Genomic DNA, 17,303 nt, shown 5'->3' with positions numbered 1-17,303 from the left:
ATAATTAAGATTCTTAACTTCAAATATTTACACAAATCCTTACATTCAAAAAATAGTTGCTAACTATTTTTTATTTTAATGAATAAAAAAATATGGTTTACGTCTTTCCGTAAGGAAAATTCGTCTAAAACTATTATCCTTGCGTCAGAAACCTCAAAAACATACTTTTATGAAAATAAAACTACTTTTTTTGCTTCTGTAAAATGTATCTCCCAGATATACCAAACTATCGGTAATATCCTGAAGTACAATTCTTAGCCGGTTTTAAAACAACAATAAAAAAAGGTATCCTTTTTTATTGTTATTACTATTACTAATCAAGCTTAAAGGCTCACTCAATAAAGCATATTCCAACCAAAAAACACACTATTAAATAACCAAATTTTTATCGTATGAGAAAAATTTTACTTTTATTTTTAATACTTTCTTGTTTTCAAATTAAGGCTCAATGTATCCGATCTATAGCTGCCGGATACAACCATAATATTATAATAAAGCCAGACGGCACCATGTGGGCATGGGGTAATAATGGTAATGGTCAATTGGGAGATGGTACAACAACTCAAAAAAACGCTCCTGTAAAAATAGGGACGTCAAATGACTGGAAAACGGTAAGCGCCGGATGGGGACATACCGTTGCAATGAAAGCAGACGGAACTTTATGGGCTTGGGGTTACGGTTCATTAGGGCAAATAGGAAATGGTCCGGGCACTGTTGCCGGTTATAATGCTGTCCAACAAATCGGATCTGCGAAAGATTGGCAAAGTATATCTGCTGGAGGAAATTACACCATGGCAATAAAAACCGACGGTACTTTATGGGCTTGGGGATATAATTCTACAGGACAATTAGGCGATGGCACCACCGTTAATAAAAATACTCCAATACAAATAGGAACCGATACTGACTGGCAAATTGTAGCTGCAGGTGGAGAACACACCATTGCCTTAAAAAAAGACGGTTCTTTATGGGCATGGGGAGAAAATTCTAAGGGGGCTTTAGGAGATCGTACGTTAGTTAGTAAAACCATTCCAACGAAAGTAGGAACTGCTAATGACTGGAAAACAATTTCTTCAGGATACAGTCATTCAATCGCTCTAAAAACTGATGGAACTTTATGGGCTTGGGGAGAAAATATAAATGGTGGAGTTGGAGATGGAACCTCTCTAAATAAAAATTTACCAACACAAATTGGGACATCTACAAATTGGAAAAATATTTCTGCCGGATGGAACGCTAGTTATGCGATCCAAACCGATAATTCATCATGGGCTTGGGGTGAGAACTTATTCGGAAAACTGGGCAATGGTACAACTGTAGGAAGTAATACCCCTATACAAGTAGGAACAACTACCAAATGGTCTTTAATTTTAGCAGGTAACTATCACACTGTTGCTGTCGATACAGGTGGAGATATATGGACTTGGGGTAGAAACCAAAGTGGACCATTAGGTGACAATACAACCATCGATAAAAAAGTGCCAACAAAAATAGATTGCCCATCATCTTTAACAATCACAACATCCTTTACTGCTATAACCTGCACCGGTTATGCTAATGGTTCAGCCTCAGTAACAGCTGTTTCTGGCGGTACGATGCCGTATTCATATCTTTGGTCTAATGGATATACAACTTCAACAATTACAGGATTATATCCGGGAAATTACACCTGCACGGTAAGCGACGCTACATCGTCAGTATCCAAAACCATCACGATTACAGAACCAATTCCTATTGCTGTTAATGCAACTGCGACATCTGTTTGTAATACTAAAAATGACGGAATTATAACCGCTATGGCAACTGGCGGAACGCAACCTTATCAGTATGCTATGTATCCTGCCATGAATTTCCAGTCTTCAAATATATTCTCTAATTTATCAGCAGGCACGTACTCGATTATTGCAAAAGATGCCAAAGGATGTACAACCAATCCTTATACAATAACCATAAACTCATCCGTCACAGCTGCTCCAACTGCAAATGCACAGTCTTTTAAAAGTGGTGCTACTATTGCCAGTTTACAGGCTACGGGATCTAATCTTAAATGGTATAGCAGCGCTATTATACAGAGCAACTTAAATTTATCTACTTCTTTACAAACAGGTAAATACTACGTTTCTCAAACTGTTAATGGATGTGAAAGTACCAGAACTGTTGTTGATGTCACTGTGATTCCCGCTTTGATAGACGGGCAAGTACCAACAAATGGTTTAATTGCTTATTTCCCTTTTAATGGAAATGCGAATGATCTTAGCGGAAACGGATCAAATGGAACTGTTACAGGCGCTACACTAACATCAGACAGATTTGGAAATAGCAATACAGCTTATAGTTTTGATGGTACAAACAGTTATATCGATGCTGTTCTGCCAAATATTCCTAAAAACAATTCTTCGAGAACAATTTCAGGATGGTTTAAAACAAATGATGCTTTTTCTGATCCGAATAAATATCAAGTCTCCATTTTTAACTATGGGACTTTAGCAAAATTACAAAGATTGTCTCTTTCTGTTTATAGTAAAGGTTACCTTGAAGCAATAACTGGTTCTGATTTTTCTAATGATGATTTTTATGTAAACAACTTTAATTATTCTAACAACGATTGGTATTTTTTCACTGTTACCTATGATGGAACTCAGCTTTCGATATATGTAAACGGCAAATTTGTGGATCAAAAAGCGGTGAATTTAAATACTGTCGGCACTCTTTTTAGAATTGGACAAAGAATTTCCGGAGATAACACAAAAGAAGGCTTTAAAGGAACGATCGATGATATTGCTATTTGGGATCGTGTACTTACACCGGAAGAAATTTCAGCTTTATATACGCCTGAAAATACAGAAAATTACACTTTAATTCCTGACCCTAATTTTGAACAAAAATTAATTGATAGCGGGATTGATAACGGGACTATCGACGGTAAAGTTTTAACCTCTAAAATCAGTAATGTAAAGATCTTAAATGTTACCAATCGTAATATTTCAGATTTAACAGGAATTGAAAATTTTGTATCATTAACTGATTTGTATTGCGGTCAAAATTCATTATCAGCATTGAATGTGAGCAAGAATAAAGCTTTGACCACTTTAGATTGTAACAACAATAAAATAACTTCCTTAGATGTAAGCAATAATACTGCCTTACTTAATTTAAGCTGTTACGCAAACCGATTAACCTCTTTAGACGTTAAGGTAAATACAGCGCTGCTAAAATTAGATTCAGGTTCAAACCAATATACTTCTTTGGATGTGAGCACCAATACTGCTTTAACATTTTTGGGCTGTAATACCAGTCAATTAACTTCTATAGACGTGAGCAAAAACACTGCTTTGACTCTTCTGGATTGTCGTGAAAACAAAATAACCAACCTGGATGTTTCTAAACTCACTACTCTAACAGAGTTATATTGTCAGTCTAATCAATTAAAAGATTTGAACATAAGCAAAAATAAATCCCTGGAATTTTTAAATGCTGCAAAAAATCAAATAACCACTTTGGATCTAAGCATAAATACAGCCTTAGTGGGTTTATATGCTCACACTAATCAATTAACCAGTCTAAATTTGAAAAATGGAAATAATATTAACTTTCAATTGCCATTTCTAAATATTACAAACAATCCAAATTTAAGCTGTATTCAAGTTGACGACAAAGCCTATTCTGATACAAACTGGGCTGCAAAAAAAGATACAATTGCAAGTTATAACACTAACTGCACCTCCGGTTTTGCTCAGATTCCGGATCAAAATTTTGAGCAAAAATTAATTGATTTAGGAATTGATACCGACGGCTTAAACGGAAAAATCTCTGTTGCAAACATAAGCACCATTACGTCTTTAGATCTTTCAAACAGTACTATTAAAGATCTTTCAGGCATCGAGAATTTTACAGCACTAACATTTTTAGATTGCAGTAATAATCTATTGAGGGCATTAGATGTAAGCAGAAATCTTGCTTTAGAAACACTAAATGCTTCAACAAACCAAATCACTACATTGGACTTTTCCAAAAACAGTAAACTTAAAATCGTATATGTAGCAAATAATCCATTACTATCATTAAATCTTCAAAATGGTAATAATAGAAATTTTGTTTTAGCATCTCCAACAAATAAAAAAGCGGCCTCTTTATATACCAGCTTTTTAGGACTTAAAACTCTTGGTTGCATACAAGTTGATGATGCCAATTATTCGAATGCTAACTGGTCCGGAATCAAGGAGCCCAACACAATTTATTCTAATAGCTGTAAAAATTTAGGCATAGAAGATTCTGTTTTTGATAAAATAACAATGTATCCAAACCCAACAACCGGTGAAGTGAACATTAATAATATCGCTTTAGAAAAAGCAACAGTTTATAATTCATTAGGACAATTGGTAAAAACATTTACTTTAAATTCAAGTGATACAAACAATACAATAAACTTATCCGATTTACCAAAAGGAGTTTATTACGTATATTTAATCCATCAGGATGCCGCTTCTGCGAAAAAAGTTATCCTTAAATAATACCATTTCTTTAAGCTAAAAAATCCCATTCGCCGCGGCGAATGGGATTTTTTTATTATTCAAAAAGTTCAGTCCTTTCATTACGTCTTCCCGTAAGGAATATTCAATTTTATTACTTACTCTTGCGCGATCTAATTTTAAACTCGTTCTATGAAAACAAAACTACTCTTGTTACTATTTCTATTAAATTTTTCTTTATACGCCCAGACCACCAAAATTCCGGACTTAAACTTTGAAAAATTCTTAATAAACGAAAAATATGACTCCGGAGTTCCGGATGGTCAGGTTTTAACTGCAAACATCTCGTCAATAAAGACATTAAACCTCACAGGATTAAACATTAATGATCTAACCGGAATTGGTGATTTTAAAGCATTAACACAGCTCATTTGCTCGTTTAATAACTTAACATCAATTGATGTCTCGGGCAACACTTCACTAATTACCCTGAATTGTTTTTCAAACAAATTAACAAGTTTAAATACTAGTAAAAATACCGCTCTGACCAATTTAAATTGTGCAACCAATCTAATAACCAGTCTGGATTTAACTGCTAATTTAGCTTTGAGTACTTTAAATTGTTATGACAACAAATTAAAAAACCTGAATATCGCTAAAAACTTATCGCTGAAAGAAATTAACTGCAGCGCTAACGATTTTACAAACGGATTAGTTCTATCCAACAACACGGCATTGACTTTTATAAACTGTAATTTCAGTAACTTAACCACTCTTGACATTTCTGCCAATCTGTATTTACAAAGTTTAAATTGCCAGGGTAATAGTTTAAAAACATTAGATGTTTCTAAAAATACCAATCTTACGTTTTTAGATTGCTCTTCAAACAACCTAACTACTATCAACTTAAAAAATGGTAATAATACTCGTTTAACCACTACTTCAACTTTTAAAAGAAACCCCAACCTAACCTGTATTCAAGTAGACAATGCCTCTTATTCTAATACTAATTGGGCAAATCTTAAAGATGCAACTCCAAATTATGCCGTTTCATGTGATGATCAAAAATATACTCTAATTCCTGATGCAGATTTTGAGAGACAGTTAATTTATCTTGGTTATGACAAAGATGGCGTAAACGGAAAAGTTCTTACAAGTGCAATCTCAAATGTAAAAACATTAAAGATTACATATACTGCTATCAATATCAAAGACATCACAGGAATACAAGATTTCACAGCTCTCGAAAGCCTGGCTTATGGTGGTAATACATTTAAATTGAGCTCTATAGATCTTTCGAAAAACGTAAACTTAAAAACACTTGATCTTACTTCTAATAGTTTAACAACTCTGGACTTGTCTAAAAATGTCAATCTGGAGAATTTAGCTCTTGGCAGCAATCAACTAACAAAATTAGATCTTTCAGATAATACTAAGCTAAAGAGCCTGATATTAAACAATAACTTACTTGAATCTTTAACTATAACAAACAATAAGGATTTAACACTACTTAATTGTTATAACAATAAATTCACAACCGGGATCGATCTGTCTCAAAACACTTTGTTAACCTCTCTGGACTTAGGTTTCAATAAAATTACAAGTTCAAATTTTGACAACAACACTTTATTAAAAACTCTAAGGTTGAGTGGAAATAAACTAACATCTTTAAATCTTTCTAAAAACACTGCATTAGAAAGCTTAGATTGTTATAATAATGTTTTGACGAATTTAGATCTTAGTGCAAACGTAAATTTAAAGACTGTTGTCTGTCGTGACAACCAGTTAACGAATATAAATATTACCAAAAACACCTTATTGCAAACACTTGAATGTGGCAGTAATAAACTAAAGGAATTAAACACGTCTGAAAACAAAGAGCTAACCTATTTAAGCTGTCTTTCTAATAGCTTACAACGCTTTGATCCTTCTAAAAACTTAAAACTAATAGTTTTAGATTTAGGGTACAATAGCTTAAATAATCTTGATGTATCTCAGAATACCTTATTAAAGAATTTAAGATGTGATGTTAATAGTCTTAACGCTATTGATGTTTCAAAAAACTTAAACTTAGAAGCTTTAAGTGTTAGCAATAATAGTATTGAAAGCATTGACCTGACAACTAATTTAAATTTACAAAGTTTTTATATTGAAAGAAACAAACTTACAAGTCTTGATCTTTCAAAAAACAAATTACTGACTTCAGTAAATGTTACTAATAACTTGCTTTATGATTTAAACCTGAAAAATGGTAATAATAAAAATTTCACACAATACACAAAGTTTAACAACAACCTTTCTTTATCTTGTATTGTGGTTGACGACGTGACGTATGCAAATCAAAACTGGGTGACATATAAGGATTCCTGGGCAAATTTTTCTACAGATTGCAGAGCTTACACTACTATTCCGGATGCTAATTTTGAAAACAAATTAATTGCTCTTAAAATTGATACTGATGGGGTAAACGGAAAAGTATTAACACAAAGTATTGCAAGCGTAAAATCTTTAGATGTTTCTGGCAGTTCAATCGCCAACTTGACAGGAATCCAGGATTTTGCAGCTTTAGAGACTTTAAACTGTAAAAACAACCAATTAACATATTTAGATTTTACTAAAAATACAAACCTAACCTCTTTAGATTGTTCAAACAATAAGCTTGTAAGTTTAGATTTAAACAACGAAAAAAATACTTTGCTAAACAAAAGCACTTCGTTGTTTAACAATAATCCGGATTTAAAATGTATTCAGGTGGATGACGAAAGTTATTCAAATACAAATTGGGCAAACTTAAAAGACGCAACCGCTTCATACAATAAATTTTGTAACTCATTTACAGCGATTCCGGATGCTAATTTTGAAGGAAAATTAATTGCTTTGGGAATAGATACTGACGGGAAAAATGGCAAAGTATTAAGTTCAAGCATTGCCTCTGTAACCACTCTTAATGTTTCAAACAGCAATATATCAAACTTAAAAGGAATTGAAGGTTTTACGGCTTTAAAAGAATTAAATGTTTCTTCAAATTTATTAGTCGAAATAAATCTGACAAAAAATCTTAAACTGACTACTTTAAATTGTAACTCAAATAAAATTTTAAGTTTAAATCTTTCGGCAAATACCGAACTTACACAAATACAATCGTCTTCAAACAATTTATACAGCCTGAATCTGAAAAATGGTAAAAACACCAATTTCACCAACATGACTCTAGGCAATTTCACCAACAACCCTTCATTGACATGCATTGAGGTTGATGATATAAATTATTCGACTACAAATTGGGCAAACGCAAAAGATGCTAATGCAAACTACTCTGTAACCTGTACCTCGGTTGCTTTTACCATTATTCCGGATGCTAATTTTGAGAAAAAATTAATAGCCCTTAAAATTGATACTGATGGGGTAAATGGAGCCGTACTTACTTCAAGTATTAACACACTTAAAGATCTTAATGTAAGCGATTCAAATGGCAGCCCTGTAAATCCTATTCAGGATTTAACCGGAATTCAGGATTTTGTTGCCCTGGAACAATTAAATTTCTCTTATAATTATATTTCAAAAGTAGATCTTTCAAAAAACACTGCATTAAAAACACTGTATTGTAATAAGAACCGCTTAACAGAATTAGATCTTTCTAAGAACACCTCTTTAAGGTTAATCTATTGCTTTGAAAATCAATTAACCTCTTTAGACTTTTCAAACAATACTGCCATTACGGAGATAATTTGCAGAGACAATGTACTGCGCAATTTGAATGTTACAAAAAATGCTTCTTTGAATTTATTAAATTGTGATCATAACCAATTAACGACTCTTGATCTTTCAGGAAACAAAAATTTATCTTATCTGCAATGTCAGGTAAATAACCTTACAAGCTTAGACTTTTCAAACAACTTGTATTTAGTGCAATTAACTTGTAACAACAATCAGCTGAAAAAACTGGATATGTCGAAACAGGTCTCATTGCAGCATTTCATTTGTAATTCTAATCAGTTAACAGAATTAGATTTAACCAAAAACAAGGATTTATATGCCTTTAATTGTCAATCAAATCAGTTGTCTTCAATTGACATTTCAACTAATTCAAAAGTTGGCTATCTAAATGTTTCTGATAATAAACTGACTTATCTAAACATTAAAAATGGTAATAATACTAAATTGAGCACCACTGGATACAGTAGTCTTGATTTTAGAAAAAATCCTGATTTAACTTGTATCCAGGTTGATGATGTTACCTACTCTAACACAAACTGGTCTACGCTAAAAGATGATACTGCAACTTACAACACTAGTTGCGGCGCTATCTTGACATTACCAATTGATAATTTTACTGTTGAATCTAAAAGTGAATCCTGCTTAAATGAAAATAATGGTGAAATAAACATTACTGCAAAATCTACTCAAAACTATACGGCTGTAATAAATAGTAAAAACTATGATTTTACCAATAATAGTCTAAAAGTTTCAGGTTTAGCGCCAGGGACTTATAAAGTATCCATTACGGTTGCGGGCCGCACATTCGAACAAAATTTTACGATTACAATTGCAAAAGCAACAACCGTTTCAGGAAAATCTGTTGTAACTGATAAAAAAGTTAATGTTGAAATCATTGAAGGAACAGCTCCGTTTACTGTATTTGTTAACGGAACAGAACAGTTTCAAACCAATGATGCTTCTTTTTCTGTAGATGTTACTAAAAATGCTTTAGTAGAAGTAGTAACTGCAAAAGCCTGTGAAGGTGCTTTTGCTAAAAATGTTTCTGTTTCTGATTTCGAATCACAAATTTTATCTGCTTATCCAAACCCTACTTCAGGAAGTTTTGAGATAGAAATTCCAGGCGCTAAAAGCGAAGTTCAAGTAGAATTATACAATTTCTCCGGTCAATTAATTTCAACCAAAACACTTGTTATCGAGAGTGGAAAAATAAAATTAAATCTTGAAAATCAACCTTCAGGAATCTATGCTATAAAAGTTTATTTAGATACTCCTGAATACATTAAAATTATAAAAAAATAAAAATGAAAAATCTTATATACCTCACAATCATTGGTCTTTTATTTGCGGCTTGTGGTGGCAGTGATGATTCAGGATCATCCGAAGCTATCAATGTAGCGCCAACGGTTCCTGCATTAAAAGTTCCGGCTGATAATAAATTATGTGTAGACAATACTGTTTCTTTTCAGTGGGATCTTTCTACCGATGCTAATAAAGATGTTATTACCTATCAAATTCAGGTAGCAAAAGAGAATACGTTTGCTCAAATTGTAAAATCATCTGAAGTGACTACTAATAACACTTCAATAGCACTGGAAAAAAACACGGCTTACTACTGGAGAGTTAAAGCGACAGACAGTAAAGGACTGGCAAGTACTTATTCCGCTACTTTTAAACTCTATACCAGTGGTGAAACAGTAGTAAATCATATGCCATTTTCTCCTGAATTGATATCACCGGTTTTAAACGCTACACTAAACGCAACAACTGTTTCCTTAAAATGGAATGCAACTGATGTTGACACTGCAGATGCACTGACTTATGACGTTTATTTTGGAACAACAAATCCGCCAACAGAAAAAGTAAGTGAAAATAAATCTGAAAAAACAATTGATGTTAAAACGGTAGCGACCAAAGAATACTTCTGGAAAGTTGTTGTAAAAGATAACAAAGGAGGAGAAACTGTTGGTCAAATCTGGAAATTTAAGACCAATTAAAAGCCTTAATAATTACAATTAGTTAACCAAAAAATCCTGTTTTCGATATACTGAAAACGGGATTTTTTATGCCTCCTATGATGAGCTCCGAATTACAACCATGTCTATTACGTCTTCCCGTAAGGAAATACCAATCTAATTTTGTAGACTTGCGCGATACTATCATAAATCAAGTCTATGAAAACAAAACTACTCTTGTTGCTGTTCCTGGCAAGTTTTTCTATTTATGCGCAACAGTATACTTCCATTCCTGATGTGAATTTTGAAAACAAGTTAATCGCATTAGGAATTGATTCCGGAACTGCTGATGGAAAGGTATTAACTGCCAATATTATAAAAGTTAAAATTTTAGACCTTGGCACCACAATAATTTATGACTTAACAGGGCTTGAAGATTTTTCTAACTTAGAAACCTTGTATTGCTCTGGAGCTTCCAACCCTAGTGGAGGAGTAACAGGTAAACTGACAAAATTAAACGTTACTAAAAACACAAAGCTAACCACATTATACTGCTCCGGAAATCAGCTAACAGACTTAGATGTATCCCAAAATTTAGCCTTAAAATTGCTCTATTGCCCTTATAATAAACTGACAACAATTGATATCACTAAAAACTTATCATTAGAGAAATTTTTTATTGCAGGAAATAGTCTAACCACTATAGATGTTACCAAAAACCTTTCATTAATTCAATTAAATGTGAGCTCAAATCAAATTTCAAATATTGATTTAACCGCTAATACAGCCCTGGAATGGCTTACTATTAATCAAAATAAAATAACAGATCTTGACATATCTCAAAATTTAAAACTTACTTATTTGTCCGTCTCCGGAAACAATTTAGCAAAAAGCCCTGATCTGACCAAAAACAAAGCTCTTGAGTCTTTCACTGCAGCAAACAGTCAATTAACAACGATAGATCTTTCTCAAAATAAAGCTTTGCGTAGCCTGGACCTTCGTCAAAATAAGTTCGAAACATTAGACGTTTCCAATAATCCGACCCTAACTACTTTATATTTACAAGAGAATCTATTGACAAGTTTAAATCTCACTAACAATACATCCTTACTTGCCAATCAAATCTCTTTCATATCAAATCCAAAATTAACTTGTATTCAGGTTAGTGATGTTACAGCTGCAAATACAAATTGGTCAACCAAAAAAGACCCAACTACATCTTTTTCCTCGACCCCTTGTATCGCTCCTGGATCATACACCTTAATTCCGGATATTAATTTTGAGAAAAAACTAATAGCATTAGGAATCGACTCGGGAACAGCCGACGGAAAGGTCCTGACATCAAAAATTTCCGATATTACAGAATTAAATCTATACAATAGCAATATTACCAACTTAACCGGAATTCAGGATTTTAAATCTTTAACGTCATTAAGTTGTATGTCTAATAAGATAACGGATCTTGACATCTCTCAAAATCAAGCTTTAACCTCTCTGAATGCAGGTGATAACAAACTATCCAAATTAAATACTTCAAAAAACATTTCTTTAGAATACTTATCACTGTTTGATAATGAAATAACAAATCTTGATATTTCTAAAAATATTAATTTGAATCTTCTAAGTGTTCGTTCAAACAAACTAACCAATATTGATACATCCAACAATAAAAAATTATCTGCATTGTGGTGTCCTTCAAACCTGTTAACAAGTCTAGATCTTTCTAAAAATCCATCTTTATCATCTTTAGATTGCTCTGAAAATAAATTATTGACCACAATAAATATAAAAAATGGAAACAACCGCTCTATGCAAATTACTTACAATGCTACTAATTTTACAAAAACACCATTACTAACTTGTATTATAGTCGACGATGCTCTTTACTCAAATGAAAAATGGAAAGACTTTAAAGAAACTTCCGCATCATACTCAACTGTAGACTGCTCTCAGGTTACGGCAATTCCAGATCCCGCTTTTGAAGATAAGTTAATTGCATTAAACATTGACAAAGACGGTAAAAACGGTACAGTTTTAAACAGCAGTATTGAAAATATAGCTTCTTTGGACGTTGCTTCAAGCACTATAAAAGACTTAACCGGAATTAAAGGTTTCACCAATTTAAACGCTCTAAATTGTTCCGGGAATCTATTGTCTCTTTTAGATGTTTCTCAAAATAAAGCTTTAACCCTTCTTACTTGCACCAATAATTCTTTAGAAAGTTTAAATCTAAAGAACGGGAATAATATAAATTTTGATGTAAATTCTAATTTTAAGAACAATCCTAATCTAAATTGCATTCAGGTTGATGACGATGTTTATGCCAATACGAATTGGAGTACTTTCAAAGATACGGCTGCAAACTACAATGTAGACTGTACTATATACACCCTAATTCCGGACTCTAATTTTGAAGATAAGTTAATTGCTCTGGAAATTGACAAAGACGGTAAAAATGGTAAAGTTGCAACCGCAAGTATCAATAAAGTAACCTTCTTAGACCTTTCTAATTCTAATATTAGTGATATTAAAGGTATAGAAGATTTCACTTCATTGACCTACCTAGATCTTAACTTTAACAATATACAGTCGATTAATGTAAGCCAGAACAAATCACTTATAAAATTATCACTGCACGACAATAAACTAAAAGCTCTGGATCTCACTGCAAACAAAGAGCTCTTTAATTTAATGTTTAGTATGAATCAAATTTCAACCATTGATTTATCGCAAAATAAAAAAGTTCATTACGTAACGGCGGATCGAAATCAGTTAACTAGCATTGATTTATCAGCAAATCCTGAACTAGAATCACTTTATTGTGGTCACAATGATCTAACAACATTAGATGTATCAAATCAACCTAATCTTTTGCAGTTAAACTGCGTCTATACTAAAATTTCAAAACTAGATGTTTCTTCTAATCCAAAATTAGAAGACTTGTATTTTGATAATGCTCAATTAACCACTTTAGATCTTAGTAATAATCCTCGTTTAAAAAGATTAAATCTTGCCTGGAATCAGTTGACATCACTAGATTTATCACATAATCCCCTTTTAGAACTTGTTTTCCTTGAATTTAACCCGTTAACTTCACTGAATATCCAAAATGGTAACAATAAAAATTTCGTATTGCCATCTAAATCTGGAAAAAATACCGCTACGGCCATATACACCAGCTTCTTAGGAAATAAAACACTAAGCTGTATACAAGTAGATGATGCCGATTATTCAAATGCCAATTGGGCAAACATTAAAGAAAAAAACGCTACTTATTCTAACACTTGTAAAACATTAGGTATTGATACCAACAATTTTGAAAAAGTAACAATCTATCCAAACCCAACTAAAGGCGAAGTAAACATTCAAAATGCAAGTTTAGAAAAAGCAAATGTTTATAACAGCTTAGGCCAGCTTGTAAAATCATTTACGTTAAATTTAAGTACTACCCATAATACGATCGATTTATCCGGTCTGCCAAAAGGCGTTTATTATGTGTACTTAATCAATGGGGATGCTGCCTCAGCCAAAAAAGTAATTGTCGAGTAATTATAATTTGTTGAATTAAATTTGTTAATAAAAAGTCCCACTTTCGACATCATGAAAATGGGACTTTTTTGCATTTATAGCTTTAATTTTAAAGAACTTCTTCGCAGGTAAATACTTCTTTTAAGCGAACACCTTTTTCGGTCTGTTCTACTGTTATAATTTGATTATGTGCATCATGCTCTAAAAACAAATAATAATTGTGGTCTGCAGCCGCGTTCAAAAATTTAGATTTCTCCGGCATTGTCAATAAAGGTCGTGTATCATAACCCATTACGTAGGGTAACGGAATATGCCCGGCAGTGGCTAACAAATCGGCACAGAAAACAATCGTTTTATCCTGATATTGGATATGTGGAATCATTTGCTTTTCGGTATGGCCATCCACATAATAAATTCCAAAATTCATTTCTTCAGAAAAACCAAAATCACTTTCGGGACGCTTTATAAAATTCAGCTGTCCGCTTTCCTGCATAGGCAGAATATTCTCTGAAAGAAAAGAAGCCTTTTCGCGTGCATTGGGTTTTGTTGCCCATTCCCAATGATTTTCATTCGTCCAAAACTTTGCATTTTTAAAAGCAGGCTCGTAAAAAGTCCGGTCTGAATTCCATTGCACACTTCCTCCACAATGGTCAAAATGCAAATGCGTCATAAAAATGTCTGTAATATCGTCTCTCTGAAAACCATATTTTGCTAACGATTTGTCTATCGAATGCGATCCCCACAGCGAATAATAGCCAAAAAACTTCTCCGATTGTTTGTCTCCCATTCCGGTATCAATCAAAATCAGACGATTTCCATCTTCAATAAGCAGGCAGCGTGCAGCAATATCAATTAAGTTATTAGCATCGGCAGGATTGGTTTTGTTCCAGATGGTTTTAGGAACTACGCCAAACATAGCGCCTCCATCTAACTTAAAATTTCCGGATTCTATAGGGTAAAGTTTCATGAGAATAGATTTTTAATAGGAAAACAAAACTAGGAAATACTATTTCATTTTTACAACAAACCATCATAAAGTCTTCAAAAAACAATAATAAAGTCTCATTCTTTTATCAATATAACATATATCTATTTTAACATTTGTTATAATAATGTGAACCGTTATGGAAAAAGGTTTTTAAGTCGTATCTTTGCCGATAATTTCATTTCAACATTGAAAGACAGCACTTTAAAATCGTAATCTTCGGATTACTATTTTTAAGAGCAAAATTGAGGTGAAAGCAAAAATAAACACGATAAACAATGATAAAAGTTTCTGATACTGCCAAAAATAAAATCATCGATTTGATGAGAGAAGATGGTTTTGATGCTGCTAGCGACTACGTAAGAGTAGGCGTAAAAAGCGGTGGATGCTCTGGTTTGTCTTATGATTTAAAATTCGACAAAACCAAAGGCGACGACGATAAAATATTTGTAGACAACGACATAACAATTGCAGTTGAAAAAAAATCATTTCTATATCTGGCCGGAACAATTCTTGAATTTTCAGGTGGATTAAACGGAAAAGGTTTTGTATTCAATAATCCGAATGCAAGCAGAACTTGTGGTTGCGGAGAATCCTTTTCACTATAAAATAATTAAACGATTGCAAAATTTAAAGATTTAAAAATTACAGAAGTGATAGTATTTAAATCCTTCAATTTTTGAATCTTTCAATAAAGAAACAATGAGCAAATACACAGAAGACGATTTAAAAATCGAACTCGAAACTAAAGAATACGAATACGGGTTTTATACTGATATTGAATCGGAGACCTTTCCTATTGGCTTAAACGAAGACATCGTAAGAGCTATTTCCCTTAAAAAAGAAGAACCTCAGTGGATGACCGACTGGCGCATTGAAGCTTTTCGTGCCTGGAAAGAAATGATTGAACCGGAATGGGCAAATGTACATTATGAAAAACCAGATTTCCAAGCCATTTCATACTATTCTGCTCCAAAACAAGTCGATCCAAACAAAACTTTGGACGATGTAGATCCTGAATTGTTAGAAATGTACAAAAAGTTAGGTATCTCTGTCGATGAACAAAAAATGATGAACAATGTCGCTATGGATATTGTAGTCGATTCTGTTTCTGTAGCTACGACCTTCAAAAAAACTCTTGCTGAAAAAGGAATTATTTTTTGTCCAATTTCAGAAGCTATAAAAGAACACCCTGAATTAGTTAAAAAATACTTAGGAACTGTTGTACCTCAAAAAGACAACTTCTATGCTGCCTTAAACTCAGCTGTTTTCTCTGACGGAAGTTTTTGCTATATTCCAAAAGGCGTTCGTTGCCCAATGGAACTTTCCACATATTTCAGAATCAATCAGGCAGGAACTGGTCAGTTCGAGAGAACACTAGTTATTGCTGATGAAGGAAGTTACGTTTCATACCTTGAAGGCTGTACCGCTCCAAGTCGTGACGAAAACCAACTTCACGCTGCTGTAGTTGAACTAATCGCTTTAGATGACGCTGAAATTAAATATTCTACCGTTCAAAACTGGTTCCCTGGAAACAAAGAAGGAAAAGGTGGTGTTTATAACTTCGTTACCAAAAGAGGTTTATGCGAAACAAATGCTAAAATTTCATGGACACAGGTTGAAACTGGTTCTGCTGTAACCTGGAAATATCCTTCTTGTGTACTTAAAGGAGACAATTCGGTTGGAGAATTTTATTCAATTGCCGTTACCAATAATTACCAACAAGCTGATACCGGAACTAAAATGATCCATTTAGGAAAAAATACTAAATCGACTATTATTTCTAAAGGTATCTCAGCCGGTAAATCACAAAACAGCTACCGCGGACTAGTTCAAATTAGCCCAAGAGCTGAAAATGCCAGAAACTTTTCGCAATGTGATTCTCTTTTAATGGGGAACAATTGTGGTGCACATACTTTCCCATATATCGAAAGTAAAAATCCATCAGCCAAAATAGAGCACGAAGCAACAACAAGTAAAATTGGAGAAGATCAGGTTTTTTATTGCAACCAGAGAGGTATTCCTACTGAAAAAGCGATCGCCCTAATTGTAAACGGTTTCAGTAAAGATGTATTGAACAAATTACCAATGGAATTTGCTGTTGAAGCTCAAAAATTATTAGAAATTTCTTTAGAAGGATCTGTTGGTTAATTGCGAGATGGAAGATAAAAAAGTAATCATTTTAGGTTCCTCCAGAAAAAACGGAAATACAACCAGAATCGCGGATGAAATTTCTAAAGAAACCGGAATAGAAGTAATTAATCTGAGTGATTATAATATTTCTTATTATGATTACGAAAGTAAAAACAGAGAAGATGATTTTTTTCCTTTAATAAAAGGTATCATCGAGAAGTATGACACTTTAATTTTTGCAACGCCTATATATTGGTATAACATGAGTGGAATCATGAAGGTATTCTTTGACCGCTTTTCGGATTTAATCCGAATTGAAAAAGAAACCGGAAGAAAACTCAGAGGGAAGAAAATTGGTGTGATCTCCAATTCACACGATAATGAAATTGAAGAGAGCTTTTACATTCCGTTCAAAAAATCAGCCGATTATCTAGGCATGAAATATTTAGGTCACGCGCATTTTAATGCCAGCATCCTAAACGAAACAACAAAAATAGAATTGACATTTATATAAAA

Annotated in this window: 8 protein-coding genes; 7 read left to right on the top strand and 1 reads right to left on the bottom strand. The window is 33.1% G+C overall.

The window, feature by feature from the left end; translation table 11 throughout:
* Positions 1-392 precede the first annotated feature (392 nt).
* The 4 genes from C245_RS0100235 to C245_RS22550 all read left to right on the top strand — a co-directional run bounded on the left by C245_RS0100235 (position 393) and on the right by C245_RS22550 (position 13,690).
* Complete coding sequence (locus C245_RS0100235) at positions 393-4,511, top strand: LamG-like jellyroll fold domain-containing protein (protein ID WP_017494575.1); 4,119 nt, start codon at positions 393-395, stop codon at positions 4,509-4,511.
* Between the two features lie 150 nt (positions 4,512-4,661).
* Complete coding sequence (locus C245_RS23520; RefSeq protein ID WP_017494574.1) at positions 4,662-9,488, top strand: T9SS type A sorting domain-containing protein; 4,827 nt, start codon at positions 4,662-4,664, stop codon at positions 9,486-9,488.
* A gap of 2 nt (positions 9,489-9,490) precedes the next feature.
* Complete coding sequence (locus C245_RS0100225) at positions 9,491-10,183, top strand: hypothetical protein (RefSeq protein WP_017494573.1); 693 nt, start codon at positions 9,491-9,493, stop codon at positions 10,181-10,183.
* A 177-nt stretch (positions 10,184-10,360) separates the two neighbouring features.
* Positions 10,361-13,690, top strand: a complete 3,330-nt coding sequence (locus C245_RS22550) for a T9SS type A sorting domain-containing protein (protein ID WP_017494572.1) — start codon at positions 10,361-10,363, stop codon at positions 13,688-13,690.
* A gap of 88 nt (positions 13,691-13,778) precedes the next feature.
* Here the strand turns inward: C245_RS22550 and C245_RS0100215 are convergent, their stop codons facing one another.
* On the bottom strand, positions 13,779-14,636 hold the full coding sequence (locus C245_RS0100215) for an MBL fold metallo-hydrolase (protein ID WP_017494571.1): 858 nt from the start codon (positions 14,634-14,636) through the stop codon (positions 13,779-13,781).
* A 296-nt stretch (positions 14,637-14,932) separates the two neighbouring features.
* On the opposite strand from C245_RS0100215, the gene C245_RS0100210 reads away from it, so the two are divergent.
* From C245_RS0100210 to C245_RS0100200, 3 genes are all read left to right on the top strand, one after another.
* Positions 14,933-15,262, top strand: coding sequence for an iron-sulfur cluster assembly accessory protein (locus C245_RS0100210; RefSeq protein WP_017494570.1), 330 nt, complete (start codon positions 14,933-14,935; stop codon positions 15,260-15,262).
* A gap of 94 nt (positions 15,263-15,356) precedes the next feature.
* Positions 15,357-16,805, top strand: a complete 1,449-nt coding sequence (gene sufB, locus C245_RS0100205; protein WP_017494569.1) for a Fe-S cluster assembly protein SufB — start codon at positions 15,357-15,359, stop codon at positions 16,803-16,805.
* 7 nt (positions 16,806-16,812) lie between these two features.
* On the top strand, positions 16,813-17,301 hold the full coding sequence (locus tag C245_RS0100200) for a flavodoxin family protein (protein WP_017494568.1): 489 nt from the start codon (positions 16,813-16,815) through the stop codon (positions 17,299-17,301).
* Positions 17,302-17,303: the final 2 nt, after the last annotated feature.

This window comes from Flavobacterium sp. WG21 (assembly GCF_000335775.1).
Classification (GTDB): domain Bacteria; phylum Bacteroidota; class Bacteroidia; order Flavobacteriales; family Flavobacteriaceae; genus Flavobacterium; species Flavobacterium tructae.
Note: the sequence above shows the minus strand (reverse complement) of the source record. Positions and strands in the feature narration are given on the sequence as shown.

Coding starts and splice junctions, on each gene's coding strand:
- C245_RS0100210 (WP_017494570.1), top strand. CDS start 14,933: ATGATAAAAGTTTCTGATACTGCCAAAAATAAAATCATCGATTTGATG.
- C245_RS0100215 (WP_017494571.1), bottom strand. CDS start 14,636: ATGAAACTTTACCCTATAGAATCCGGAAATTTTAAGTTAGATGGAGGC.
- C245_RS23520 (WP_017494574.1), top strand. CDS start 4,662: ATGAAAACAAAACTACTCTTGTTACTATTTCTATTAAATTTTTCTTTA.
- sufB (WP_017494569.1), top strand. CDS start 15,357: ATGAGCAAATACACAGAAGACGATTTAAAAATCGAACTCGAAACTAAA.
- C245_RS0100200 (WP_017494568.1), top strand. CDS start 16,813: ATGGAAGATAAAAAAGTAATCATTTTAGGTTCCTCCAGAAAAAACGGA.
- C245_RS0100225 (WP_017494573.1), top strand. CDS start 9,491: ATGAAAAATCTTATATACCTCACAATCATTGGTCTTTTATTTGCGGCT.
- C245_RS0100235 (WP_017494575.1), top strand. CDS start 393: ATGAGAAAAATTTTACTTTTATTTTTAATACTTTCTTGTTTTCAAATT.
- C245_RS22550 (WP_017494572.1), top strand. CDS start 10,361: ATGAAAACAAAACTACTCTTGTTGCTGTTCCTGGCAAGTTTTTCTATT.